This window comes from Pseudomonas sivasensis (assembly GCF_021391435.1).
Lineage (GTDB): Bacteria > Pseudomonadota > Gammaproteobacteria > Pseudomonadales > Pseudomonadaceae > Aquipseudomonas > Aquipseudomonas sivasensis.
On sequence record NZ_CP090029.1, the window covers coordinates 4,801,137 to 4,825,478 of the forward strand.

General features: G+C 59.8%; 23 protein-coding genes. 4 read left to right on the forward strand and 19 right to left on the reverse strand.

All coding sequences use genetic code 11. The features are described 5' to 3' along the window. The 8 genes from pabC to LRO94_RS21700 all read right to left on the reverse strand — a co-directional run bounded on the left by pabC (position 1) and on the right by LRO94_RS21700 (position 6,190). Entirely contained in the window at positions 1 to 816 is an 816-nt protein-coding gene (pabC, locus tag LRO94_RS21665) for an aminodeoxychorismate lyase (protein ID WP_179179998.1), read from the reverse strand. Continuing rightward, a complete protein-coding gene (gene fabF, locus LRO94_RS21670) occupies positions 816 to 2,060 on the reverse strand; it encodes a beta-ketoacyl-ACP synthase II (RefSeq protein WP_032886804.1) in 1,245 nt (414 codons plus the stop codon). Before fabF ends, pabC begins: the two co-directional genes overlap by 1 nt. Before the next feature lie 127 nt (positions 2,061 to 2,187). Next, entirely contained in the window at positions 2,188 to 2,424 is a 237-nt protein-coding gene (gene acpP, locus LRO94_RS21675) for an acyl carrier protein (protein ID WP_010566559.1), read from the reverse strand. 191 nt (positions 2,425 to 2,615) lie between these two features. Next, on the reverse strand, positions 2,616 to 3,359 hold the full coding sequence (fabG, locus tag LRO94_RS21680; protein ID WP_032886802.1) for a 3-oxoacyl-ACP reductase FabG: 744 nt from the start codon (positions 3,357 to 3,359) through the stop codon (positions 2,616 to 2,618). Between the two features lie 24 nt (positions 3,360 to 3,383). Further along, complete coding sequence (gene fabD / locus LRO94_RS21685; RefSeq protein ID WP_032886801.1) at positions 3,384 to 4,322, reverse strand: ACP S-malonyltransferase; 939 nt, start codon at positions 4,320 to 4,322, stop codon at positions 3,384 to 3,386. A 126-nt stretch (positions 4,323 to 4,448) separates the two neighbouring features. Beyond that, a complete protein-coding gene (plsX, locus tag LRO94_RS21690; protein ID WP_081797705.1) occupies positions 4,449 to 5,459 on the reverse strand; it encodes a phosphate acyltransferase PlsX in 1,011 nt (336 codons plus the stop codon). A gap of 4 nt (positions 5,460 to 5,463) precedes the next feature. Continuing rightward, positions 5,464 to 5,646: a 50S ribosomal protein L32 gene (gene rpmF, locus LRO94_RS21695; protein WP_008152339.1), complete on the reverse strand. Its 183-nt coding sequence runs from the start codon at positions 5,644 to 5,646 to the stop codon at positions 5,464 to 5,466. A gap of 13 nt (positions 5,647 to 5,659) precedes the next feature. After that, positions 5,660 to 6,190: a YceD family protein gene (locus tag LRO94_RS21700; RefSeq protein WP_032886799.1), complete on the reverse strand. Its 531-nt coding sequence runs from the start codon at positions 6,188 to 6,190 to the stop codon at positions 5,660 to 5,662. 105 nt (positions 6,191 to 6,295) lie between these two features. On the opposite strand from LRO94_RS21700, the gene LRO94_RS21705 reads away from it, so the two are divergent. Beyond that, the gene (locus LRO94_RS21705; RefSeq protein ID WP_179179997.1) at positions 6,296 to 6,874 is read left to right on the forward strand and encodes a Maf family protein; all 579 of its coding nucleotides are present in this window, start codon (positions 6,296 to 6,298) and stop codon (positions 6,872 to 6,874) included. Between the two features lie 147 nt (positions 6,875 to 7,021). Here the strand turns inward: LRO94_RS21705 and LRO94_RS21710 are convergent, their stop codons facing one another. From LRO94_RS21710 to rluC, 3 genes are read right to left on the reverse strand one after another with little or no spacing between them, the layout of a single operon-like run. Further along, positions 7,022 to 8,005 carry a S49 family peptidase gene (locus LRO94_RS21710; RefSeq protein WP_122753532.1) on the reverse strand — a complete coding sequence of 328 codons (984 nt, stop codon included), beginning with the start codon at positions 8,003 to 8,005 and terminating at the stop codon, positions 7,022 to 7,024. A gap of 21 nt (positions 8,006 to 8,026) precedes the next feature. Then, a complete protein-coding gene (locus LRO94_RS21715; protein WP_095185671.1) occupies positions 8,027 to 8,689 on the reverse strand; it encodes an HAD-IA family hydrolase in 663 nt (220 codons plus the stop codon). Beyond that, positions 8,676 to 9,689: a 23S rRNA pseudouridine(955/2504/2580) synthase RluC gene (gene rluC, locus LRO94_RS21720; RefSeq protein WP_233896886.1), complete on the reverse strand. Its 1,014-nt coding sequence runs from the start codon at positions 9,687 to 9,689 to the stop codon at positions 8,676 to 8,678. Before rluC ends, LRO94_RS21715 begins: the two co-directional genes overlap by 14 nt. Positions 9,690 to 10,401: 712 nt before the next feature. Here rluC and rne point away from each other — a divergent pair. Next, positions 10,402 to 13,593, forward strand: coding sequence for a ribonuclease E (rne, locus tag LRO94_RS21725; protein ID WP_179179996.1), 3,192 nt, complete (start codon positions 10,402 to 10,404; stop codon positions 13,591 to 13,593). A 62-nt stretch (positions 13,594 to 13,655) separates the two neighbouring features. Here the strand turns inward: rne and LRO94_RS21730 are convergent, their stop codons facing one another. The 3 genes from LRO94_RS21730 to LRO94_RS21740 form a co-directional block, all read right to left on the reverse strand. Beyond that, complete coding sequence (locus LRO94_RS21730; protein WP_179179995.1) at positions 13,656 to 14,234, reverse strand: nucleotidyltransferase family protein; 579 nt, start codon at positions 14,232 to 14,234, stop codon at positions 13,656 to 13,658. After that, positions 14,231 to 15,217: an XdhC family protein gene (locus LRO94_RS21735; protein ID WP_179179994.1), complete on the reverse strand. Its 987-nt coding sequence runs from the start codon at positions 15,215 to 15,217 to the stop codon at positions 14,231 to 14,233. The genes LRO94_RS21730 and LRO94_RS21735 overlap by 4 nt, the downstream gene beginning before the upstream one ends. A 145-nt stretch (positions 15,218 to 15,362) precedes the next feature. Then, the gene (locus LRO94_RS21740; protein ID WP_032886791.1) at positions 15,363 to 16,694 is read right to left on the reverse strand and encodes a dicarboxylate/amino acid:cation symporter; all 1,332 of its coding nucleotides are present in this window, start codon (positions 16,692 to 16,694) and stop codon (positions 15,363 to 15,365) included. Between the two features lie 339 nt (positions 16,695 to 17,033). Here LRO94_RS21740 and LRO94_RS21745 point away from each other — a divergent pair, with 339 nt between their 5' ends. Beyond that, a complete protein-coding gene (locus tag LRO94_RS21745) occupies positions 17,034 to 18,032 on the forward strand; it encodes an AraC family transcriptional regulator (protein ID WP_179179993.1) in 999 nt (332 codons plus the stop codon). A gap of 138 nt (positions 18,033 to 18,170) precedes the next feature. On the opposite strand, the gene LRO94_RS21750 is transcribed toward LRO94_RS21745, so the two are convergent. Genes LRO94_RS21750 through LRO94_RS21760 form a run of 3 tightly spaced genes read right to left on the reverse strand, consistent with a single transcriptional unit; the run spans position 18,171 to position 20,518 of the window. Next, positions 18,171 to 19,517, reverse strand: coding sequence for an ATP-binding protein (locus LRO94_RS21750; RefSeq protein WP_032886789.1), 1,347 nt, complete (start codon positions 19,515 to 19,517; stop codon positions 18,171 to 18,173). Next, positions 19,514 to 20,191 (reverse strand): response regulator, encoded by a 678-nt coding sequence (locus LRO94_RS21755; RefSeq protein ID WP_032886788.1) that lies wholly within the window; start codon positions 20,189 to 20,191, stop codon positions 19,514 to 19,516. Before LRO94_RS21755 ends, LRO94_RS21750 begins: the two co-directional genes overlap by 4 nt. A gap of 18 nt (positions 20,192 to 20,209) precedes the next feature. After that, positions 20,210 to 20,518, reverse strand: coding sequence for a hypothetical protein (locus LRO94_RS21760; RefSeq protein WP_032886787.1), 309 nt, complete (start codon positions 20,516 to 20,518; stop codon positions 20,210 to 20,212). Positions 20,519 to 20,643: 125 nt separating this feature from the next. Between LRO94_RS21760 and LRO94_RS21765 the strand changes: the two genes are divergently transcribed. Next, complete coding sequence (locus LRO94_RS21765; RefSeq protein WP_179179992.1) at positions 20,644 to 21,360, forward strand: 4'-phosphopantetheinyl transferase family protein; 717 nt, start codon at positions 20,644 to 20,646, stop codon at positions 21,358 to 21,360. A 4-nt stretch (positions 21,361 to 21,364) separates the two neighbouring features. Here LRO94_RS21765 and LRO94_RS21770 read toward each other — a convergent pair whose 3' ends face one another. Together LRO94_RS21770 and LRO94_RS21775 are read right to left on the reverse strand one after the other, a co-directional pair. Beyond that, positions 21,365 to 22,975 carry an ATP-binding protein gene (locus tag LRO94_RS21770; RefSeq protein WP_032886785.1) on the reverse strand — a complete coding sequence of 537 codons (1,611 nt, stop codon included), beginning with the start codon at positions 22,973 to 22,975 and terminating at the stop codon, positions 21,365 to 21,367. Continuing rightward, the gene (locus LRO94_RS21775) at positions 22,972 to 23,697 is read right to left on the reverse strand and encodes a response regulator (protein ID WP_179179991.1); all 726 of its coding nucleotides are present in this window, start codon (positions 23,695 to 23,697) and stop codon (positions 22,972 to 22,974) included. The genes LRO94_RS21770 and LRO94_RS21775 overlap by 4 nt, the downstream gene beginning before the upstream one ends. Positions 23,698 to 24,342: the final 645 nt, after the last annotated feature.

Consider the following 24,342-nt stretch of genomic DNA (forward strand, 5'->3'; position numbering starts at 1 on the left):
TCAGATATCCAATAGCGCGCGAACAATGCCCTGCAGTTTACGGGTGAGCGGCCCAACCGGCCAGCTCATCGCAGCACAGCCGCGCACCGGCCAAATGCCATACACGCTGTTACAGGCAAAGACTTCGTCGGCCTGCTGCAGTTGCTCGACAGTGATGTCGGCCACGGCCACCGGGATGCCCAGCAATTGTGCCTGGTCTAGGATCTCGGCACGCATCACGCCCGCGACACCGCAACGCCTCAGATCGGCGGTTAGTAACAAGCCGTTACGCACGAGAAACAGATTGCTGAATACGCCCTCAATTACGCGGCCGGACATATCAAGCATCAAACCTTCGGCATGTTCGACATCTTGCCATTCGGCACGCGCGATCACCTGCTCCAGGCGGTTAAGGTGCTTCAGGCCGGCCAGCAAGGGCTGCTCCGCCAAACGGGTAGCGCACGGAAACAGGCGAATGCCGTCGGCTCCATGGGCGTGGGGATAGGTGGCGGGCGGACTGCCCTGCAGGATACGGCGCACAGGTGCGTCGGGATTGATGCCGTAACCGCGCAGGCTGTCGCCACGGGTAAGGATCAGCTTGAGGACACCGTCACCGAGGGCGGCGGCATAGGCATGCACTTCGTTGCGGATCAACCCGAGATCGACCACGAACGCAAAGCGCCTGCAGCCCTCATCAAGGCGCTGCAGGTGGCGGTCGAGTAGCAGGGGCTGCCCGGCCTTGACGGCGACGGTCTCGAACAGGCCATCGCCATACGCCAGGCCACGATCTTTCAGGGGCACGCTGTCCGCTGGCTGACCGTCGACCCAGCTGTGCATCACTCGGCGTACCGGCGGAACACCAGGGAACCGTTGGTGCCACCAAATCCGAACGAGTTGGAGATCGCAACGTCGATCGGCATCTGTTGCGGCTCGTGCGGTACGAAGTTCAGGTCGCAGCCTTCATCCGGCTCATCCAGGTTGATGGTCGGCGGAGCGACCTGATCCTTGATGGCCATCACGCTGAAGATCGCCTCGACCGCGCCCGCCGCACCCAGCAGGTGACCGGTCATGGACTTGGTGGAGCTGACAGCCAGCTTGTACGCGTGCTCGCCGAACACCGACTTGATGGCCTCAGCTTCCGCCAAGTCACCGGTCGGGGTCGAAGTGCCATGGGCGTTGATGTACTGCACCTGATCGACATTGACCTTCGCATCACGCAATGCGTTGGTGATGCAGCGCGCAGCGCCGGCACCGTCAGACGGTGGCGAGGTCATGTGGTAGGCGTCGCCGCTCATGCCAAAGCCGATCAGCTCGGCATAGATGGTGGCTCCGCGCGCCTTAGCGTGCTCCAACTCCTCCAGCACCAGGGCACCGGCACCATCGGACAGTACGAAGCCGTCACGACCCTTGTCCCATGGGCGGCTGGCGCGGGTCGGCTCGTCATTGCGGGTCGACAGCGCACGGGACGCGCCAAAGCCGCCCATACCCAGGCCGCAGGCTGCCATTTCGGCACCGCCGGCGATCATCACGTCGGCTTCGTCGTAGGCAATGTTGCGTGCTGCCATGCCGATGCAATGCGTGCCGGTGGTGCACGCAGTAGCGATGGCGTAGTTCGGTCCCTGTGCACCCAGGTGGATGGACAGGAAGCCGGAAATCATATTGATGATCGAGCCAGGCACGAAGAACGGTGAAATTCGACGAGGGCCAGTATCGTGCAGCGTGCGGCTGGTTTCTTCGATATTGGTCAGACCACCAATACCAGACCCCATCGCCACGCCGATGCGCTCACGGTTGGCATCAGTGACTTCCAGGCCGGCGTTACGCACTGCCTGAAAACCGGCTGCCAGGCCGTATTGAATGAACAGGTCGAGTTTGCGGGACTCTTTGATCGAGAGGTATTCCTCGACATTGAACCCCTTTACCGAGCCGCCAAAACGGGTGGAATAGGCAGAAAGGTCCGTGTGTTCGATCAGACCAATACCACTGCGGCCAGCCAGAATGCCCTGCCAACTGCTCGGCACATCCGTACCCAGTGGCGACAACATACCCATACCGGTGACTACGACGCGTCTACGCGACACAGCACTCTCCTTTTTCTAATGACGACACTTTGCTTCAGAGCTTACTTTTTCATCACCGCTAAAGAAAAAACCGCACGCCGTTACAGCAGTGCGGTTTTCCCTAACAGCAAGCGACGACTACAAACTATTACGCCTGGTGGGCAGTAACGTAGTCGATAGCAGCTTGAACAGTAGTGATTTTTTCAGCTTCTTCGTCCGGGATTTCGGTCTCGAATTCCTCTTCCAGAGCCATCACCAGCTCAACGGTGTCAAGGGAATCGGCACCCAGGTCTTCTACGAAGGAAGCAGTGTTGGTCACTTCTTCTTCTTTGACGCCCAGTTGCTCGGCAACGATTTTCTTGACGCGCTCTTCGATGGTGCTCATACCTTGTTTAACTCCTAATGGACAAATTCAGGCAGCTGGCCAGTGGGTAAGTGTATAGAAAGCCTTTTCAGCTTTTCAACTGAAAGCTTCACCCTGTACCCGGTCCGCCACCTGCCTATAAATTAAGTTGCAGCTTTATAACGGATTTTAGACAGCTCGTATGACATTTTTTTGAAGCGATCCGTCACAATTTAACTCATGTACATCCCGCCGTTCACCGGGATTGTAGCCCCAGTCACGTATGCCGCACCGTCGGATGCCAGGAAAGTGACCACATTCGCGATCTCTTGAGCCTGGCCCAGACGGCCCAGCGGAATCTGCGTCAGCAAGCCTTCACGCTGTGCTTCCGGCAGTTCGCGGGTCATATCGGTGTCAATGAACCCTGGGGCCACCGAGTTGACCGTAATCGACCGCGAGCCGACCTCACGTGCCAAAGCACGACTGAAACCTTCCAGACCAGCCTTGGCAGCTGCGTAGTTTACTTGGCCTGCGTTGCCCATGGCACCCACTACGGAGCCAATATTGATAATTCGACCCCAACGAGCCTTGGTCATGCCGCGCAAAACGCCCTTGGACAGGCGAAACAGACTGTTCAGGTTGGTATCGACCACGTCGTACCACTCGTCGTCTTTCATACGCATCATCAGATTGTCGCGCGTGATACCGGCATTGTTCACCAGAATAGCCGGTGCGCCGAACTGTGCAGTGATCTCGGCCAATACAGCAGCCACAGACTCATCGCTGGTCACGTTCAGCTCAAGGCCAGTGCCTTGAACGCCATTTTCCTTCAGGGTCGCGGCGATACGCTCGGCGCCCGAAGCGGAAGTGGCGGTGCCGATCACAACGGCACCCTGACGGCCCAGTTCCAGGGCGATAGCCTGGCCAATGCCACGGCTCGCGCCGGTAACCAGTGCAACTTTACCTTGCAGACTCATGCAGGCTTCTCCTAAGTTCGGGGATCAGGCCAGCGCCGCACGAGCAGCAGCGAAGGCATCCGGGGTATTGAGGTTGGCAGTCGACACGCCGTCGGCGCAACGCTTGTTCAGACCAGCCAGGACTTTGCCTGGGCCGCACTCGACCAGCTCGGTGGCGCCGTTGGCGGCCAGGGTTTGGACCGACTCGACCCAGCGCACAGGCTTGTAGAGTTGCTCCAGCAGGTCCCGCTTGAGCGTGTCGAGGTCGACCGCCACGGCCGCGCTGACGTTCTGCACCAGGGGAATTTGCGGTGCCTGCCAGTTGATGGCTGCGATGGACTCGGCAAAACGCTCGGCCGCCGGGCGCATCAGCTCGCAGTGGGACGGCACGCTCACCGGCAACGGCAGCGCACGCTTGGCGCCACGCGCCTTGCAGCCTTCGATGGCGCGCTCGACTGCCGCCTTGGCACCGGCGATCACCACCTGGCCAGGGGAGTTGAAATTCACTGCGCTGACCACTTCGCCCTGGGCCGCTTCGGCGCAGGCTTCGATCACCACGGCGTCGTCCAGGCCCAGAATAGCGGCCATGCCGCCCTGCCCGGCCGGAACGGCTTCCTGCATCAGTTGACCACGACGCTCGACCAGCTTGACCGCTTCGGCGAGGGTCAGGCTGCCCGCAGCAACCAAGGCGCTGTATTCGCCCAAGCTGTGACCGGCGACGAATGCCGGGCGCGCGCCACCTTCGGCCAGCCACAGGCGCCACAAGGCGATCGAAGCGGTCAGGATGGCCGGTTGCGTTTTATCGGTTTGATTGAGCTGCTCTTCCGGCCCCTGCTGGGTCAGCGCCCACAGGTCGTAACCCAGGGCCTCGGAAGCTTCCTTGAAGGTATCCAGGATCAGCGGGTATTGCGCGCCCAGCTCGGCCAACATGCCGAGGGACTGCGAACCCTGCCCTGGAAAGACGAATGCGAGGGATGTAGACATGTAACAAGCCCCTAATGATCTGGTCGTCAAAAATGCGCGCGCCGACTATGGGAGCGCGCGAAACTGACAGATTGGATGGTCAATTGAACTGGCCGGTCACATTTAAGCACTCCCGAGCCAATTCGCCTAAGGCAACAGATCCTCAAGACGGCCGTGCAAGCGTTGCGGCAGGTTTTCCTGAATCTCGATCAAGGCCCGCGCAATAGCACTTTGAAAGCCTTCAACACCGGCTGAACCGTGACTCTTCACCACAATCCCCTGCAACCCCAGAAAGCTCGCACCATTGTGCCGCGCCGGAGCCAGGTCGGCCTGCAGACGCCGCATCAACGGTAGCGCCAGAGCACCTACGATGCGCGATACCAGATTACGCCTGAACAACGCCTCAATGCGCACAGCGATCATGGTCGCCAGGCCTTCGCTGGATTTAAGCAGGATATTGCCGACAAACCCATCGCAGACCACCACATCCGCTTCGCCGCGGTAAACACCGTCACCCTCGACAAAACCGATGTAATTCAAGCCCCGCGCGCCCTGCAACAGACTGGCGGCAAGCTTGACCTGCTGATTGCCCTTGATGTCTTCAGTGCCGATATTCAGCAAGGCCACACGCGGCCGGGCTATACCCAGCGCTTCTGCGGCCACCGAGCCCATCACGGCGAACTGGAACAAGTGCTCGGCACTGCAATCCACGTTCGCACCTAAGTCCAGCAGTTGGCAGTAGCCTTTCTGCGTTGGAATCGCCGCGACCATCGCGGGCCGGTCTATGCCAGGCAGCGTCTTGAGCACATACCGTGACAGTGCCATCAACGCCCCGGTGTTACCTGCACTGACACAGGCTTGCACCTTGCCATCACGCAATAACTCCAAGGCCACTCGCATTGAAGAGTCAGGCTTGCCGCGCAGGGCCGAAGCAGGCTTGTCATCCATGCTGATGGTTTCGCTGGCCGGCGTAATCGTCAGGCGCGCGCGATCCACAACCGGATGGCTGGCGATCAATTCTTCAAGGAGTGAGGGTTGACCGACGAGGGTCAGGTGCAGCGAGGGCGTAGCAATCAGGCTGGCAATACAGGCCTGAACAATGCTGCGGGGACCGAAGTCCCCGCCCATTGCGTCAATCGCGATGACTTGAGCAGACAAGTGATTACTCGTCAGCGCCCTTGTCGATCACTTTACGGCCACGGTATACGCCTTCTGGCGATACGTGGTGACGCAGGTGAATTTCACCGGTGGTTTTTTCTACAGACAGAGTGCTCGCCGTCAGGGCATCGTGCGAACGACGCATGTCACGGGCGGAACGGGATTTTTTGTTCTGCTGAACAGCCATAATTGATTAACTCCTAAACGTTTGGGTCACGCTTTAACTGCGCCAATACACTGAACGGGTTGGACCGCGTTACCTCGTCCTCGCTCGGCTCGGCCTCGTCATCGAGACCCTCCGGCTGCTGGCATTCTTCCGGATGATGAGCAGGCACAATGGGCAAGGCGAGCAGAAGCTCTTCCTCGATCAGTGCATGCAGATCCAAAGGATCTTCGCCCAGTTCCAGCACGTCATAACCTTTCGGCAACGACTGGGTATTCGCACCCTCCTTTACCACGGCATAACTGCACTCGCTGTGGATCGGCAGGGTGACCAGCTCAAGACAACGCTGGCAAACCATTTTGACCTCGGTGTCGATAAAGCTGTGGATTACCACAGATTTACGTTCATCTCGTTCAAAAACGAATTTGGCCTGCACCGTACCGACAGTGTCGGAAAGCGGGTCGCAGAGTCTCTCCAAATCGGCCAGCAGCAATTCACCTTGAAGGGAAGTGCCACGATCAGCCAATTTGCGCGGGTCAACGTGAGGTGGAATCGGGTCATTCAACATAGGCGCAGCATTATAGGGATGCACCCAGCCATGTCAAAGGAAATTCAGCCCTGTGCGTCAGCCGGTCGCCCCGCTAGAATCGGCGACTGCCTTGAGGAGTCGTACATGCTGCCTTTATTACTCGCTTCCAGCTCGGTTTATCGCCGGGAATTGCTCAGTCGCCTGCACCTGCCATTCATCTGCAGCTCGCCGGATATCGACGAAAGCCATGCTGCAAATGAGTCCGCCATCGAGCTGGTCAAGCGCCTGGCCGAAGCAAAGGCGCGCGCCCTCGCCGCCAGCCACCCAGGACACCTGATCATCGGTTCAGACCAGGTCGCCGCACTGGAAGGCCGCATCATCGGCAAACCTCACACTTTCGAAAATGCGCGTGAGCAATTATTGGCCGCCAGCGGCAAGCGTGTCAGCTTCCTCACCGGCCTGGCCCTGCTGAACAGCGAGACGGGGCACTGCCAGGTCGACTGCGTGCCCTTTACCGTGCACATGCGCGAGCTGGATGCAGCGCGCATCGAGCGCTACCTGCGTGTCGAACAACCATATGACTGCGCGGGCAGCTTCAAGGCGGAAGGGCTGGGCGTGAGTTTGTTCCAAAGCACCGACGGGCCAGATGCGACCAGCCTTGTCGGCTTACCGCTGATTCGCTTGGTAGATATGCTACTCAGCGAAGGCGTGCAACTCCCTTAAGAACACCGCATACCAAATACGGGAGAGGGTTTTCCCCGCTAGAAGCGTATCAGCCAACCTTGGATTGACTGATCCACCGCTATCGGGGGGCAAGTCGAATCATCGCACCGCCCCTCCTACATTTTGACCTACGACAGACTTGAGATATTAGCGCAGCGTCGGCCCCTGGAAGCCCATGTACAGCGCCAGCTTCTCAGCCACGCTGGCACCGAGCTTCTTGGAGAAGCGATCAAACGGCGATTCCTCAACCGTGAAATCCACCAACTCCTTCTCGCCAATCACATCCCGCGCCACCGAACTGGCACTGCCCAGGCCATCGATCAAACCCAGCGGCAACGCCTGCTCACCGGACCACACCAGCCCCGAGAACAGCTCAGGATGATCTTTATCCTTCAGACGATCCCCGCGCCCCTGCTTCACGCTGGCGATGAACTGGCGATGAGTGGTATCCAGCACGCTCTGCCAGAATTGGGTTTCATCGGGCTTTTGCGGCTGGAACGGATCCAGAAACGCTTTGTGCTCGCCCGAGGTGTAGGTGCGGCGCTCAACACCCAGCTTCTCCATAGTGCCAACAAACCCATAACCGGCCGCCGTCACACCAATGGAGCCCACAAGACTGGCCTTGTCGGCATAGATCTGATCAGCGGCACTGGCGATGTAATAAGCACCCGAAGCACCCAGATCGGAAATCACGGCGTACAGTTTGATATCCGGGTGCAGGCCACGCAGGCGGCGAATCTCGTCATACACATAACCCGATTGCACCGGGCTGCCGCCCGGGCTGTTGATGCGCAGTATCACCCCTTTGACCTTGGGATCTTCGAACGCAGCACGCAGGCTGCCGACGATGTTATCGGCGCTTGCCGGCTCCTTGTCGGCAATTACACCGCGCACCTCGATCAGCGCGGTGTAGTTCGCGCCACGGGTTGCGCTCTTTTCCATATCCATCAGCGGGCTGAACAGCGCCAGCATGAGCAACAGATAAGTAAAGGTCAGCAGCTTGAAGAAAATCCCCCAGCGCCGCGCACGACGCTGCTCCTGGACGCTGGCCAGGAGCGTCTTCTCCAGCAGCTTCCAACTCTTGTCGTCACCGCTTTCAGCCTTTTCAGGCGCTTTCCACTCATCACTCATGCCATCAACCCCAGCAAAGACTTATTGAGCCCGACCGAGCCAGGCCTGCAATTCAGAAAAATGATCAATCGTGACCCTAGGCTCGTATTGCTGTAACGCCTCAGCGGACTGGGCACCATAGCTGACTGCAACGCTGTCCATGCCGGCGTTGCGCGCCATCATCAGATCGAAGGAAGCATCGCCCACCATCAGCGCCTCACGCGGCGACACGCCGCAATGGGCAAGGATCTGCTCCAGCATCAGAGGGTGAGGTTTGCTGGCGGTTTCATCCGCAGCACGGGTGATGTCGAAGTAATCTTCCCAACCATGAGCCTTGAGCACCCGATCCAGCCCGCGACGAGCCTTGCCGGTAGCAACTGCCAAGTGGTAGCCCTGCGCCCGGAACGCCGCCAGCGATTGCACAACGCCCTCAAACAGCGGCGAAGGCTCTGCCTCCAGCGCAATGTAGTGATCAGCGTAATGCTCGCGAAACGCTATCAGTTCAGCGTCACTGATTTCGGGATACAGGGTACGGATGGCTTCAGGCAGCCCCAGACCAATAATGCCCTTGACCGCCTGATCGCTGCATAACGCAAAGCCTGAACGGGTGGACGCCATGTGCATCGACTCGACAATGCGACCAATGGAGTTGGCCAGCGTCCCATCCCAATCAAAAATCAGCAGCTTGTAATCAAGGTGCGACACTCAAACGCTCCACGGTCTTGGCCCACATCTCATCGACAGGCGCCTGCAACTTCAGCTCGCCACCATCAGGCAGCGGCACAGTCAGCATGTAGGCATGGAGAAACAGGCGCTTACCGCCCAAGTCTCTAATTTCCTTGGAAAAGTCTTCGTCGCCGTACTTGGTATCACCGGCAATGCAATGGCCCGCATGCAAGGTATGCACGCGAATCTGGTGGGTACGCCCAGTGACCGGTTTGGCCTCGACCAGGGTGGCGAAGTCACCGAAGCGGCGCAGCACCTTGAACAGGGTCAGGGCTTCTTTACCCTCCTCGTCCACTTCGACCATGCGCTCGCCCGAGCGCAGATTGCTCTTCTGAAGCGGCGCACGAACGCTTTTGATTGAGCTGGCCCAGTTGCCACGCACCAACGCCATGTAGCGCTTGTCCACGCCATCACCCCGCAGGGCGGTGTGCAGGTGCCGCAACATGCTGCGCTTCTTGGCGATCATCAACAGGCCGGAAGTATCGCGATCCAGGCGATGGACCAGTTCCAGCTCCTTGGCATCCGGGCGCAACTGGCGAAAGGCTTCGATCACCCCAAACGTTAGGCCGCTGCCACCATGCACAGCAATGCCACAGGGCTTGTTGATCACGATTAGTTTGTTGTCTTCAAAGACAATCGACGCCTCAAGGCGCTGCAGCAGCCCTTGAGCGAGGGGAACAGGCTCGTCCCGCTCAGGCACGCGCACTGGCGGCACACGCACGATATCGCCCGCCTGCAGCTTGTACTCGGGCTTGATACGACCCTTGTTCACGCGCACCTCGCCTTTACGCAAGATGCGGTAAATCAAGGTCTTGGGCACGCCTTTGAGCCTGGCCAGGAGAAAGTTGTCGATGCGTTGGCCGGCATATTCCGGCGAGACCTCAAGCAGCTGGACGCTGGGGGTCTGGGGGTCTGGGGGGCGGTAGTCGTCATGGCGGCGATGATAACAATTTTTTATGGAATTGAAGCACTTAATCATTGCTGCTATAGTCGCGAACGCCGCCAAAAGCGGCCTGGACAGAGGACTTGCGGCAAGCTGCCGGCCCTGACCATCGCAATTCATCAGGACGCGAGGCCGTCCTACGGGGCTTTCGCCACCCTGGAAGGTTCGAGATTGTAACAAGCGCAGGTGACATGAGGCCTGAAGCGAGTGCAGAACGCAGAGTGAATACTCGCATTCTGCGCCGATATTTACGGCCAGTTCACAAAGTGCAGTCAGTCTTGTGCCAGACCACGGCGAATGCTTCGGAAACAACGCCTGTTAAGAGCTGAGTGAGAGCGCAGTCGCCCACATTCAGTCTTGTTTAGCCATGAGCGTGAACTCCCCATTGGAGTACACGGTAAATGCCAACCCGCTGCGGATTCTGCGCGCGGCAGCACCCGAATTATCAGGGATACGTGTAGGGTGGAGATGCACAACCGTCGGACCGTGTAGCACTAGGCTTATATTTAGACGCTTCATCTCGTCCACAGTCGCCGGTTGATTCCTCCTCCTGACCTTAGCTTTTGTTGAAGTGGTGCCTTTGTCACCACCGCTAACAAGCAGGACGCGTCCGTCGCGATACCGGCCCAATTGGCCGATTTTGCTGGACACTGGAGTGGCCAACCACTCTTGACGCACCTGACACCGACCGTGAGAAGTCGTGTGTGCCGAACGCCGTTTCCGGCAGCCCGGAAACCGACGGTACAACATGAAAAGAATGCTGATTAACGCAACTCAACCCGAAGAGTTGCGTGTTGCACTGGTAGATGGCCAACGCCTCTACGACCTGGACATCGAATCCGGTGCACGCGAGCAAAAGAAGGCCAACATCTATAAAGGCCGTATTACTCGCATCGAACCAAGCCTTGAGGCTGCCTTTGTAGATTTCGGCTCCGAGCGCCACGGCTTCCTGCCCCTCAAAGAAATCTCCCGCGAATACTTCAAGAAAGCCCCCGAAGGCCGCGTGAACATCAAGGACGTCCTGAGCGAAGGCCAGGAAGTCATCGTCCAGGTCGAAAAAGAAGAACGTGGCAACAAGGGCGCCGCCCTGACCACCTTCATCTCCTTGGCCGGCCGTTACCTGGTGCTGATGCCGAACAACCCACGTGCCGGCGGCATTTCCCGCCGCATCGAAGGCGAAGAACGCAACGAACTGCGTGAAGCGCTGAACGGCCTGATCGCACCGGCCGACATGGGTCTGATCGTGCGCACTGCCGGCCTGGGCCGCAGCAGCGAAGAAATGCAGTGGGACCTCGACTACCTGCTGCAACTGTGGACTGCTATCAAAGAAGCGTCCCTGGATCGTTCCGCGCCGTTCCTGATCTATCAGGAAAGCAACGTGATCATCCGCGCCATCCGCGACTACCTGCGCCAGGACATCGGCGAAGTGCTGATCGACAGCGTTGAAGCCCAGGACGAAGCCCTGACCTTCATCCGCCAGGTGATGCCGCAGTACGCCAGTAAGATCAAGCTGTACGAAGACAGCGTTCCGCTGTTCAACCGCTTCCAGATCGAAAGCCAGATCGAGACCGCTTTCCAGCGCGTCGTCGAACTGCCTTCCGGTGGCTCCATCGTGATCGACCCGACCGAAGCACTGGTGTCCATCGACATCAACTCGGCGCGCGCCACGAAGGGTAGCGACATCGAAGAAACCGCCCTGCAGACCAACCTGGAAGCGGCTGAAGAAATCGCCCGCCAACTGCGCCTGCGTGACATCGGCGGCCTGATCGTGATCGACTTCATCGACATGACCCCAGCCAAGAACCAGCGCGCCGTGGAAGAGAAAGTCCGCGAATGCCTGGAAGCTGACCGTGCCCGCGTGCAAGTCGGCCGCATCTCGCGCTTCGGCCTGCTGGAAATGTCCCGTCAGCGCCTGCGTCCATCCCTGGGCGAGAGCAGCGGCATCGTCTGCCCGCGTTGCAACGGCACCGGCATCATCCGTGACGTTGAATCGCTGTCCCTGGCGATCCTGCGCCTGATCGAAGAAGAAGCCCTGAAAGACCGCACCGCCGAAGTCCGCGCGCAAGTGCCAATCCCGGTCGCCGCTTTCCTGCTGAACGAAAAACGCAACTCGATCACCAAGATTGAACTGCGCACCCGTGCCCGTATCGTCATCCTGCCGAACGATCACCTCGAAACGCCGCACTTCGAAGTACAGCGCCTGCGTGACGACAGCCCGGAAGCCCACAGCGGCCAGTCCAGCTACGAAATCGCTGCTGCCGCTGCCGAAGTGGAAGAAGTCCAGCCAGCCGCCGCGACCCGCACTCTGGTTCGCCAGGAAGCTGCTGTGAAAACCGCGCCAGCCCGTGCCAACGCACCAGTGCCGGTTGAAGCTGCCGCACCGGTTGCTGCACCAGCCGCCCTGCCTGAGCCGAGCCTGTTCAAAGGCCTGGTGAAATCGCTAGTCAGCCTGTTCGCTACCAAAGAAGAGCCTGTGGCCCCGGTTGTAGTTGAAAAACCAGCCTCCGAGCGCCCGGCACGTAACGAAGAACGTCGCAACGGCCGTCAGCAGAGCCGCAACCGCAACGGTCGCCGTGACGAAGAGCGCAAGCCGCGCGAAGAACGGGCACCGCGTGAAGAACGCGCACCACGTGAAGAGCGTGCGCCTCGTGAAGCCCGTGAAGAAACACCAGCCGTAGCCCGTGAAGAACGCGCACCGCGTGAAGAGCGCGCACCTCGCACCCCACGTGCTCCGCGTGAAGATCGCAAGCCACGTGGCGAGCGTGAGGAACGCGTACGTGAACTGCGTGAGCCGCTGGACGCTGCGCCAGCCGTTGCTGCTGCCGCTGCTGCGACTACCGAAGAGCGCCCGGCCCGCCAGCCGCGTGAAGAACGCGCCCCCCGTGAAGAGCGCCAGCCGCGCCCTCCGCGTGAAGAGCGTCAACCACGCGCCGAGCAAGCTGCTTCCGCCAGCGAAGAGGAAGAAGTACTGACCGGCGAAGAGCAACTGCAGGAAGATGGTCAGGACAACGCCGAAGGCGATCGTCCTCGCCGCCGCTCCCGTGGTCAGCGTCGTCGCAGCAACCGTCGCGAGCGCCAGCGTGATGCCAACGGCAACGTAATCGAAGGCTCGGAAGAGACCGGCGAGAACGCTGAGGGCGCAACCAACGAAGCTAACGAACCGACGGGTGCCGAACTGGCTGCCGGCCTGGCCGTTACTGCTGCCGTTGCCAGCTCGGTCATCAGCGCTCCTGCTGAAGCCCAGGCTCACGAGCAAGCTGAACGCGCTACTGCAGCCGTTGAAGAAACCGCTGCTGTAGAAGCACCAGTTGCCGAGACCCCAGCGGTTGAAGCATCGGTCGTTGAGGCCCCCGCTGTTGAGGCAACTACCCCGATCGAAGCCCCAGTGGTTCCGGAAGTGGAAGTAGCCCCGGTTCGCGACGCCCAGCCAGAAACCGAAGCGGTCGCCATTGAACCTGCGCCGGTTGTTGAACCTCAGCCAGTGGTTGAAGCCGTAGTTGAAGCTCCGGCTGTCGAAGAGGCTGCCCCAGCGGTGCGTGAAGTTCGCGAAGAACAGACCGCCTTCCAATGGACTGCCGAACCTGCCGCCCCGGTCGAAGCTCCCGCGCCTGCGCCTGTTGTAGAGGAAGCGCCAGCACCGGTGGTTGAAGTCGTAGTTGCCGAGCCTGCACCAGTGGCTGTTGAAGCCCCGGTTGTTGCTGAAGTTGAAGCACCCGTGGTTGAAGCTGCTCCTGCCAGCGCCTTGAGCGAAAACGGCCGTGCGCCGAACGATCCACGTGAAGTGCGTCGTCGCCGCAAGGAAGCTGAGGCAGCCGCCGCTGCTGCTGCCGCCGCCGCTCCGGCTTTAGTCGAAGCTGTCGAAGCGCCTGCTCCGGTTGCTGAAGCCGTGGTAGAGCACAAGGCCCTGGAAGAAGAGCACGAGCCTAAACCCCTCGTCTGATTCCATCAGCCACTAAAAAGCCCCGCCTGAGTGATCAGGCGGGGCTTTTTTTTGTCTGCCGGTCAGCGGTAATGCAATAACGCGGGCACATCCACATCCCACAAAACACCGGAATCCTCCACCCGCACCTCCTTCAAAACAGCCTGTACAAATAACGCTTTGGCACCACGATCGCCACTCAGCGCCATCAAGGCGGGCCCAAATGCACGGGCAAAGGCAACCGGGTGGCCATACTGACCGGCATGTACCGGCACATTGATGCTATCCAGGCCGTCTATCACGCGCTCGATCGTCGACGCTTGAATAAACGGCATATCCCCCAGTACCACCAGCCAACCCTGCGCCGAAGCACTGGCCGCGACAGCTGCGGCAATACTGTCGCCCATGCCAGCCGACTGCAGCAGCAAGACCTTGCAGCCATACACCTTCGCCAACCGAATGACCTCCGAACGATCTGGCGAGGTCACCACCCAGCGCTCCACTACGTCTTCCGGCAGATTCAACAGCACCTGCTCGATCACCGGTCGCGTCACGCCATCGCGACCTACACAGAGCGCCAGCAATTTATCCTGGTCGGCCCCAGCTTCTGCGCGGAAGCGGCTGCCCTGCCCTGCCGCCAGCACAATCGCCGTCACGGTCACTCAGCTACCACCGGCAAAGGCTTTTTCTGCATAGGCGCCACGCCGTTCTTGATTGCGACAATTTCCGCCATCAGCGACAGCGCGATTTCCGCCGGCGTATGGCTGCCGATATGCAAACCAATCGGCCCATGCAAGCGGGCAATCGCCTCCGCCGACAAACCCAGTGCGGCGAGGTTTTCACGGCGCTTCTGGGTATTGACCCTTGAACCTAGCGCGCCGATATAGAAGGCATTGGAGTTCAACGCCGTCAGCAACGCCATGTCATCCAGGCGCGGGTCGTGTGTGAGGCAGACAATCGCCGTGCGTTCGTCGGTCTGGATATTCAACACTGCCTCATCAGGCATACCCGGCACGAAGCGGCCATGTTGCTCTTCCCAGCCATACACGAACTCTTCGCGCGGGTCGCAGATCAGCACTTCGAAATCCAGCAAACGCGCCATTTCCGCCACATAGCGCGACAGTTGCCCGGCGCCGATCAGCAGCAGGCGCCAGCGTGGTCCATAGATGGCGCGCAAGCGTTCACCGTCGAAACTCACCACATCAGTCTTGCTCGCGCCGCTCAGGGTCACTTCGCCGGTTGCCAGGTTTAGCTCCCGAGCAACAATCTGATGATCCTCGCAGCGCGCCAGTAACATCTCTACCCAGCCCCAGTCATCCACCCGCTCCTCGGTCAAGCGCAGCGTGCCGCCGCACGGCAACCCAAAACGCGCAGCTTCGTCGCGTGTAACGCCGTAGGTCACCAGTTGTACCGGCGGGCCGTCATCAGGCAAGCGGCCGTCCTGCAACCGCGCGATCAAGTCATCCTCGATGCAACCACCGGAAACCGAGCCAATCACCACGCCGTCGCCCCGCAGGGCTAGCATTGCCCCCGGCGGACGCGGTGCACTGCCCCAGGTCTGGACCACGCTGTACAACACCACTCGCTGTCCAGCGCGGCGCCATTCCAGCACGCTGCGCAGGACATTCAAATCCACACTGTCCATTCAGTCTCCCGCCAGCGTTGTTGATGAAATATTCATTTACTGTAAAGCAAAGCGATTCAAAAGTGGCCGAGCAGAAACGCAAACGCCCCGAACCAGTCGGGGCGTTTGCGTATAGCTGCTAGCGTGGGCTCACGCCTTCAGCGGCTTACTTGACGACAGGTGCAGGGCCTTCGGCCACGCCCAGGTCATCGATTTCGCGGGTTTCGGAGATACCGGTACCGCCAGACGCCAGCTCGCTTTGCAGCTTGTCGGTGTCCAGTTCCTTGACCCACTTAGCCACAACGATGGTGGCAACGGCGTTACCGACCAGGTTGGTCAGTGCGCGGGCTTCGGACATGAAGCGGTCGATACCCAGGATCAGCGCCAAGCCGGCAACCGGCAGGTGGCCTACAGCCGACAAGGTTGCAGCCAAAACGATGAAGCCACTACCGGTCACGCCAGCAGCGCCTTTGGAGGACAGCAGCAGCACCAGCAGCAGAGTGATCTGGTGGGTGATGTCCATGTGGGTGTCAGTCGCTTGAGCGATGAACACGGCAGCCATGGTCAGGTAGATCGAAGTACCGTCAAGGTTGAAGGAGTAGCCAGTCGGGATTACCAGACCTACTACGGATTTCTTGGCACCCAGACGCTCCATCTTGATCAGCATGCGTGGCAGTGCGGACTCGGAGGAGGAAGTACCCAATACGATCAGCAGCTCTTCACGGATGTAGCGGATCAGCTTGATGACGCTGAAACCGTGAGCGCGGCAGATACCGCCCAGCACCACCAGCACGAACAACAGGCAAGTGATGTAGAAGCAGATCATCAGTTGGCCCAACTGCACCAGGGAACCTACACCGTAGGCACCGATGGTGAACGCCATGGCGCCCAGGGCACCAAGTGGCGCGAGCTTCATGATCATGTTGATGATGTTGAACATCACGTGGGCGAAGCGATCGATGAAGTCCAGCACCGGCTTGCCGTAGGCACCCAGGCGATGCAGGGCAAAACCGAAGATCACCGAGAACATCAGCACTTGCAGGATATCGCCGTTGGCGAAGGCGCCGACGATGGTGTTCGGGATCACGTTAAGCAGGAAGCCAACGATGCTCTGGTCTGCGCCAGCAGTCACATAGGCAGCGACTTTGGAAGCGTCCAGGGTCGCTACGTCGATGTGCATGCCGGCGCCCGGTTGCACGACGTTCACCACGATCAGGCCGATCAGCAGGGCGACGGTGGAAACGATTTCGAAGTACAGCAGCGCGTAGCCGCCGGTTTTGCCGACCGATTTCATGCTTTGCATGCCAGCGATGCCGCTGACAACGGTGCAGAAGATGATCGGGGCGATGACCATTTTGATCAGTTTGATAAACCCGTCACCCAGTGGCTTAAGGGCCACACCGGTTTGCGGGTAGAAGTGACCGAGCAAAATACCGATAACGATTGCAACGATCACCTGGAAATACAGGGATTTGTAGATTGGCTGACGAGTCGTCATTGCAAAATTCCTCAATCGTCCCGTGTGGCAAATATCCGCCATTGCCCACGACACTTGAATTGCGAACCCTCCTGCACTGGAGGGATTTGTTGTTTGCGAAGCCTGTAGGTCCAGGCCTGCGCTGTAATCCTTATCGCAAACGCCGTGCCACTTTGCTCAAAAGCCCTAAAGGCCTTTAGGCATCAGGGCTGATGGTTTTCAGACGCCTCGCCAGGCGCCAAATCGGTTGGCGAATTTCCGCCACCGCACCCAATCGCGTCCTACAATTTGGCGGATATCCGCCTTGTCGCCTTGCCAGGTGCTGACTACCATCCGCCATTCCATGGACGAGGGCCCCGCATGCGTGAACGCACCATCGCCAGTCACTACGCACGGGCCGCCCTGGGCGGAGCGCGTCGGGCCGGTTACGATTATTCGGGCCTGCTGCAACAGTTGGGCATCACCCCCGAGCAGTTGACTGAACCTCGCGCCCGCATTGCGCCGGAGCAATTTACCCGGTTGCTCCAGATGCTTTGGCTGGCGTTGGACGACGAATACCTGGGCTTTGCCGACGGTCCGAGCAAACGTGGCACTTTCGCCATGATGTGCCATGCGTTGATCCACTGCCGCACGCTGGAGAAAGCCCTGGAACGCGGCTTATTATTTTATAGCCTATTCCCACAAGGCCCGCGTTGGCAGCTCACACGGGAAGGCGAAATGGCCCGCCTGAGCCTGGATGACTCCCAACTGTGGGACCCGGATCACTTCCTCAGCGAATGCCTGCTGGTGATCTGGCACCGCCTGGGCAGTTGGCTGATCGGCCAGCGCATCCGACTGCACCAGGCCACGTTCAGCTACCCGATGCCGGCCCACTCCAGCGAATATGACCTGCTGTTCCCCTGCGACCGGGTGTTCGGTTCGCCGAACAGTAGCCTGGTGTTCCCTGCCCGCTACCTGAACATGCCGCTGCTGCAGGATGAGCGCACCCTCAAGCACTTTCTGGAGCGCTCTCCCGCTGACCTGCTGTCACGCCCGGATGAAGGCGATAGCTTGAGCAGTCAGTTGCGACGCCTACTGAGCCGCGATCGCACGCCGTGGCCGGATCTGGAAGCCGTCGCTCAGCACTTGCACATCAGCCCACAAACCCTTCGCAGGCATTTGCGCGAAGAAGGCACCAGCTTTCAGGCGCTCAAAGATGAGTTGCGGCGGGACATCGCCATCTACCATCTGGGACGGGCGGATTTGTCGTTGCATGAGATTGCCGAGCAGTTGGGATTTTCCGAACCGTCGGCATTTCATCGGGCGTTCAAGAAGTGGACAGGGTTAACGCCGGGGGCCTATCGCGCACGGGAGAGTTAGAGAGGCGTTGTGTGTGAGGGCCTCATCGGGGGCAAGCCCCCTCCCACCTTTGACTGCGTTTACAAAGTTTGATGCTTGAATAAATTCAAAATGCGGGAGAGGGCTTGCCCCCGATAGGGTCAGCCCAGCCACTGAATATCACACAGATGGAAAGTGGATCTTGAACGCCGCGCCACCCAGCGGTGAATCTCCCAGGGTCAGTCGCGCGCCGTAGCTTTCTATGATGTCCTTGACCACCGCCAACCCAATCCCCTGCCCCGGATGCTGGCGGTCCAGCCGCTCGCCCCGTTGCAAAATCCGCGCGCGCTGATCTGGCGGCACGCCTGGTCCGTCATCTTCTATGCACAACTCAATGCCTTCGAGGTTCTCGACCAGACTAACTCGCACTTCACTCAGGCACAGCCGATAGGCGTTTTCCAGCAGGTTGCCGAGCAATTCGAGCAAGGCACCCTTCTCGATCGGCACATCGCAGGCGTGCGGCAGTTCAAAGGACACCCTGACACCCTTGTCACGGTAGACCTTGCCCAAGGTATCGCACAGGCTTTGCAGCACCGGTTCCAGGCGCACTTGATGGCGCACCAGGCCGCTTTTGCGCAAACTGGCGCGCTGCAACTGGTAGCTGATCTGCTGGCTCATGCGTTCGATCTGCGATTGCAGCACCCAGGCCTGATCGCGGTCTTCTGGGCGCTTGGCCATGTCTTCACTCACGCCTTGCAACACGGCGAGCGGGGTTTTCAGGCTGTGAGCTAAGTCATCGAGGGAGTCGCGGTATCGCGTACGTTGTTCACGCTCACTGTGCAGCAAGCGGTTGAGGGAGCCGGTAAGGCGCAGCAATTCACGTGGGTGTTGTTCGGACAGGCTTTCGCGGGTGCCGCCTTCGATCTGGTCAAGCTCCTGACTCAGCCGCCGCAGGGCTTGGAGGCCCCAGGTCAGGCCCAGCCACAGCAACGTCAGCAGCACCAGCAACGCCGCGCCGAAGCCCAAGTAGAGGTTTTCGCGCAGGCCTTCTAGGGTCAGCTGGTATTCGCGCACCGGTTGCAGGGCGACGATACTGAACGCCGCGCTCTTGCCGCCGAGCAGCTTGACCTCCACGTCATAGACGAAGAACTCCTGGCCGTCCGCTTCGCGAATCCTGGCGAATTCATTGCCTCGCCCGTCATAGCGCGGCTTGTAGTTGATGTTTTCTTCCCGGGTAGCCCGCGAGCGCCACACCAAGTGGCCTTCGCGGTCGTAGATATAGCCGAGCAGACGGCTATCGGTCAGGTTGAAACGTTCGTCCGGCAACTGCGCAGGCATCAGCAGGCGGTTGTTTTCGACCCGCGCGGCGGAGATCAGCGTCGTCACGTCCGACGCCAGGCGCTGTTCGATGGAGTCCTGCAACGCCAGACTGAAAGCGCCCTGCATGGCCGGCAACAAGCCCAACATGAACAACACGGCCAGGGTCGCTGCCGCCAGCATCAAACGCACACGTAACGAGCGGATCAACGGCAGCGCTCATTGAACAGGTAGCCCAGGCCACGCACGGTGTCGATCGGCTTGAACCCTGTGGGGCCTTCCAGCTTGCGGCGCAGGCGGCCGACCAAGACTTCAATGACGTTTGGATCGCGCTCGTCGTCGTCGGGGTAAAGCTGTTCCATCAAGCGGTCTTTGGCGACAACTTGCTGGTGATGGCGCATCAGGTATTCAAGGATGCGGTATTCGTAGGCGGTCAGCGCCAGGGGCTGTTCGTCGAGGGACGCTTGCTTGCGGTTGAGGTCCAGCAGCAAGGGCCCGGCAACGATAGTCGATTGGGTAAACCCGCTGGAGCGGCGCAGCAAGGCGTTCATGCGCGCCTCCAACTCTTCGAACTGGAATGGTTTGACCACGTAGTCGTCAGCGCCGGCGGCCAGGCCTTCGACCTTGTCCTGCCAGTTGCCGCGCGCGGTGAGGATTAGGATCGGAAACGTTTTGGCCTGGCTGCGCAGTTGGCGGATCAGGTCCAGGCCGCCCATGCCGGGCAGGCCCAGGTCGATAATCGCCAGGTCATGGTTGAATTGACCGACCTGGTAAAGCGCCTCTTCGGCGTTGGCCACAGCTTCGACCACGTGGCCGCTGTCGGTCAGGCGGGTAAACAGGTGATGACGCAGCAGCGCCTCATCTTCCACCACCAGCAATTTCATAAGGCTCTCCAAAGCAAATCAACTGTCCGACAGGGGGACATCATAGCGGCCCTGCAGGTCTTGCGGGCGCAGTTTAATGCCATTGAACTGGCCACTCAGGTGCGCGTAACCGGTGCGGTAGGCTGGCTGTGGGGTAGCAAGGCCCAGGGACTGGCCCCAAGGCGTAGGCTGACTGCTCGCGTCTTCGAAACTGACACGTTGAATCAAGGTGCTGGTTTTCTTGGTTTTCTCGCGGCCGAATGCGGCAAAGTCACCATCAGAGGCCTGGACCCCTGCGGTAGCACTGAGCATGGTCAACGCCAACATCAGCTTTTTGATCGCAGTCATGGTGTTACCTCATACGCGTTTGGCTGTTGAGGTCAGCCTACGCAAAAGCCCCTGAACTCCCCCTGAACAGGCGGTGCGCCGCCGCGGGCTATCCTCTGGCGCCTCAACTCGGCAAAATACCGCCCATGAATCTTCTGCCCGCTTGCTGCACACCACTCGACGCCCATTGGCCACTGCCCGAACCATTACCGGGAACAGTGTTTCTCGGCACTCACTTCGACCCGGCATTGTTGGCAGCCGGTGATTTCCAACGCTGCGCAGTGCCGGCACCGGCGAGCATCCAGCGCTCAGTGGCCAAACGCCAAGCCGAGTTTCTGGCCGGTCGCCTGTGCGCCCGCGCCGCTCTGCAACACCTCGATCAGCTTGACTGCATCCCGGCTATCGGCGAAGACCGTGCACCGGTCTGGCCCGCGCACATCAGTGGCTCGATCACACACAGCACCGGGCATGCCGCGGCGATTGTCGGGTACAAGGCGCAATGGCGCGGGTTGGGGATGGACCTGGAAAATGTACTCACGCTGGAGCGCGCAGAGCGTCTGGCCGGGGAAATTCTGACAGCCGACGAACTGCAGCGTATGGGCGGTGTGGCGCGAGAGCAGATTGCCCTGCTAGTGACGCTGACGTTTTCGGTCAAAGAGAGCCTGTTCAAGGCGCTTTACCCGATTGTGCACAAGCGCTTCTACTTTGAGCATGCCGAGGTGGTGGAGTGGACCGAGACCGGGCATATAAAGCTGCGGTTGCTGACTGACTTGTCGGATGAGTGGTGCCATGGCAAGGAGTTGGTTGGGCAGTTTGCGGTGAATGATGGGCAGCTCTTGAGCCTCGTGAGCATCAGCGCCTGATAGGTCAGGTTTTATCCTGCCCCCTCGGCCAACTCAAACTGAAACACGCCCCACCCAGGTTGTTGCTCTTGCTGATCAATGCGCGCCCGCCGTGCCAATAGATAATCCGCCGTACAATCGACAAGCCCAGGCCGTGGCCCCCGGACGCTCGGGTGCGGCTGTCGTCGAGCCGCAGGAAGGGCGTAAAAATACGCTCCCAGGCGTTTTCCGGCACACCGGGGCCATCGTCCTCGACATCGATTCGACAGCGCACCTGACCCACCTGATAACTGATCAGCACTTGGCTCTGCGCGTGGCGCATGGCATTGCTCACCAGATTTTGCAGGGCACGGTGTAAATAGCGGGGTTCGGCGTCGACCCAGGCGTTATCCCAGTGGGCCGATGACAAGCAGATACCCCGCGCCACAGTCACCTGTGGGCGCAGTGGCGATAATTCGCCAATCACCTGATCAAGCAACGCATCAAGGTCCACTCGCTGAAAACTCAGCTCGGGTGCGCCCTGCTCCAGCCTTGCGTAGGTGAGCATTTCATCCACCAGGCCATCGAGGTCCTGGATATCGCTGTCCATGCCTTCCAGGTACTTGCGCCGGGCCTCTGGGGTAGCAGCGTCGCCGATCATCTCCAATCCGAAGCGCAGGCGCGCTACCGGCGTGCGCAGTTCGTGGGACACCGCACGTACCAGTTCGCGCTGAATCGCCAGCAATTGCTGCAAGTGCTCAGCCATGCCATTGAAGGCCGCGGCGAGGCGACCCACCGAGTCCGCTCCCCGGGCCGGCACGCGTACTTCCAGATTGCCCTTGGCAATGCGTGTCGCGGCCGCCTCCAGGCCACGCAGCCGGCGCTCAAGCTGACGCACCAGCAGATAGACGATCAAGCCGATCAAGGTCAGGCCAATCAAAGCAATCAGGACCAGCCACTGCACCGGGTACGGGTTCATTTGATACAGCGGACCGAGTTCCAGCACCCAGGGCGTACCGACGATGCCGGAGAACACGCGGATCGAGTCGCCACCCTTGCCCAGGGCCATCACCGTATCGCCCTCCGACACGCGGCGGCGCTGGTCGTCGTCCATATCTGCCTGGTCGAGGGTCATCAGGTGCATTTCGAACCCAAAGCCCTTGGCTTCTTTTATATCCGCCAACCTTTGCGGCTGCTCGGCCACGGGGAAGCGCACCAATTCGTCAGCCAGCAGGTAAATGGTCGCACGGGCCAGTTGTTCGCTGATCTGCTGCACCTCGCCCGTCAGCACCCATTGCTCTTTATCGCTGACCAGACGCAGAACACGGGCGGCGTGAGGGCCGGTCTGCTGCACCAGAACCTGGCCGCGTTGCAGGCTGTTGCGCTGGCTGAGGTCCAACTGTGCGTCGGTGAGGCTGCGCAGTTCCAGGGGGATCCCCAGCAAGCGCTCCCACACCGCCAAGGCACGTTGGCGTTCGATAGCGCTCATGGGTTGCAGGTTGTCGCCCATCAAGGCAAAGGTGCCATGGGCGAGGCGCTCGCGGTATTGGCCGCTGCGCACCTCGTTAAGCAGGTGCAAGGCCAGTACGCCCAACAGCGCCACCAGGATCAGCGCCGCGCACATGCCGCCGTAGATACGCAGGAAGATCGAGTTCACAGCGACATATCGGCGGCGGCTTCAGGGACGAATAAGTAGCCTTTGCTACGAATGGTCTTGATCAGACGCGGATGGATCGGATCGTCGCCGATTTTCGGGCGAATTCGTGAGATGCGTACATCGATGGACCGGTCTTGGCCGTCATAGCCGGTACCGCGCAGGGCGATAAAGATTTCTTCGCGGGACAGGATGCGCCCGGCATTCGCCACCAGCAGCCACAGCAGGTCAAATTCAGCGCTGGTCAGTTCGATACTGCCGTCGTGCAGCCAGGCTTCGCGCAGGGCGTTGTCTACCACCAACGGGCCGAATTCCAGGCGGCGCTGGTTTTCTACCGTTGCGGATTCGGCGGGCTCACTGCGCCGCAGCAGCGCCTGGATACGCGCCAGCAACAGCCGGGGGCGCACGGGTTTGCATACGTAGTCGTCGGCGCCCATGTCCAGGCCCAGCACCTGGTCCATGTCGTCGGTGCGCGCGGTAAGCATGAGGATCACGCCCTCGTAGCGCTCGCGCACCTTGCGGCAGATGCTCAGGCCATCTTCGCCGGGCAGCATCAGGTCGAGGATCACCAGGTCTGGTTGCTCGGCGATGATACGCGCTGCGGCCTGGGCGCCATCGCCTTCAACCGAAACACGCAGGCCGTTGCTTTCCAGGTACTCACGGGTCAATTCGGCCAATCGCTCGTCGTCCTCGACGATCAGGATTTGCCAGGCTTCTTGCTCCATGCGCTACCTCGATTCTAATTATTGTCATGTACGGGAAGCACAATACTGCCTCTATTGAAGGCCGATTGTAGCCATGCCCCAACCCTGGAACACAAGCCGGTAAATCCATTCGGTGATCGCGTTTTTTTGTGGTAGGGTTCGCGCCCTCAAAAATCCAACCGGCTGTTTTTATATTGGAATATTCGGTGACAAACGGCCGAATCCAGCAGTACTGCGGCCTACACGGGCGTTCCACGTTTCATACACATTTTACCCACAGCGTTATCCACAGGTCGTGCGTTGCTAAGCCCCCCAAAACGCATTATCTTGTACCTCGGCGCTAAAAAAACCCTACATGTAGGGTTTTGAGCGAAAAGACCCAACACAAGTCAGACAAGAAACTCAAGCCCTTTCTTGCTCCTGTTTGGTCGAACCCAAGCATTTTTTGAAAGCCCAAACCGCTCAAGCGGATGGCAGCCGTTTTCAAGCTCCAATAGCAGAAAACGGTACGGGTGTTGCAGTGCTTGAACCTGGCAACTGTCACCCACCAGGAATACGGCCAAGGGCATTAAAGCCCCGAACCGAAGACTTCGGCATGGAAGCGGCGCGAACAGCCCCCCTTCCTCCTGTCCCGAAGTTGTTATGCCAGGCCAACGCCTGCTGTAA

Bases quoted from the DNA above. Each gene is read 5' to 3' on its own strand.
- pabC (WP_179179998.1), bottom strand. From the start codon at position 816: ATGCACAGCTGGGTCGACGGTCAGCCAGCGGACAGCGTGCCCCTGAAA.
- acpP (WP_010566559.1), bottom strand. From the start codon at position 2,424: ATGAGCACCATCGAAGAGCGCGTCAAGAAAATCGTTGCCGAGCAACTG.
- fabG (WP_032886802.1), bottom strand. From the start codon at position 3,359: ATGAGTCTGCAAGGTAAAGTTGCACTGGTTACCGGCGCGAGCCGTGGC.
- fabD (WP_032886801.1), bottom strand. From the start codon at position 4,322: ATGTCTACATCCCTCGCATTCGTCTTTCCAGGGCAGGGTTCGCAGTCC.
- rpmF (WP_008152339.1), bottom strand. From the start codon at position 5,646: ATGGCTGTTCAGCAGAACAAAAAATCCCGTTCCGCCCGTGACATGCGT.
- LRO94_RS21700 (WP_032886799.1), bottom strand. From the start codon at position 6,190: ATGTTGAATGACCCGATTCCACCTCACGTTGACCCGCGCAAATTGGCT.
- LRO94_RS21705 (WP_179179997.1), top strand. From the start codon at position 6,296: ATGCTGCCTTTATTACTCGCTTCCAGCTCGGTTTATCGCCGGGAATTG.
- LRO94_RS21710 (WP_122753532.1), bottom strand. From the start codon at position 8,005: ATGAGTGATGAGTGGAAAGCGCCTGAAAAGGCTGAAAGCGGTGACGAC.
- rluC (WP_233896886.1), bottom strand. From the start codon at position 9,689: ATGATTAAGTGCTTCAATTCCATAAAAAATTGTTATCATCGCCGCCAT.
- rne (WP_179179996.1), top strand. From the start codon at position 10,402: ATGAAAAGAATGCTGATTAACGCAACTCAACCCGAAGAGTTGCGTGTT.
- LRO94_RS21735 (WP_179179994.1), bottom strand. From the start codon at position 15,217: ATGGACAGTGTGGATTTGAATGTCCTGCGCAGCGTGCTGGAATGGCGC.
- LRO94_RS21740 (WP_032886791.1), bottom strand. From the start codon at position 16,694: ATGACGACTCGTCAGCCAATCTACAAATCCCTGTATTTCCAGGTGATC.
- LRO94_RS21745 (WP_179179993.1), top strand. From the start codon at position 17,034: ATGCGTGAACGCACCATCGCCAGTCACTACGCACGGGCCGCCCTGGGC.
- LRO94_RS21755 (WP_032886788.1), bottom strand. From the start codon at position 20,191: ATGAAATTGCTGGTGGTGGAAGATGAGGCGCTGCTGCGTCATCACCTG.
- LRO94_RS21760 (WP_032886787.1), bottom strand. From the start codon at position 20,518: ATGACTGCGATCAAAAAGCTGATGTTGGCGTTGACCATGCTCAGTGCT.
- LRO94_RS21765 (WP_179179992.1), top strand. From the start codon at position 20,644: ATGAATCTTCTGCCCGCTTGCTGCACACCACTCGACGCCCATTGGCCA.
- LRO94_RS21775 (WP_179179991.1), bottom strand. From the start codon at position 23,697: ATGGAGCAAGAAGCCTGGCAAATCCTGATCGTCGAGGACGACGAGCGA.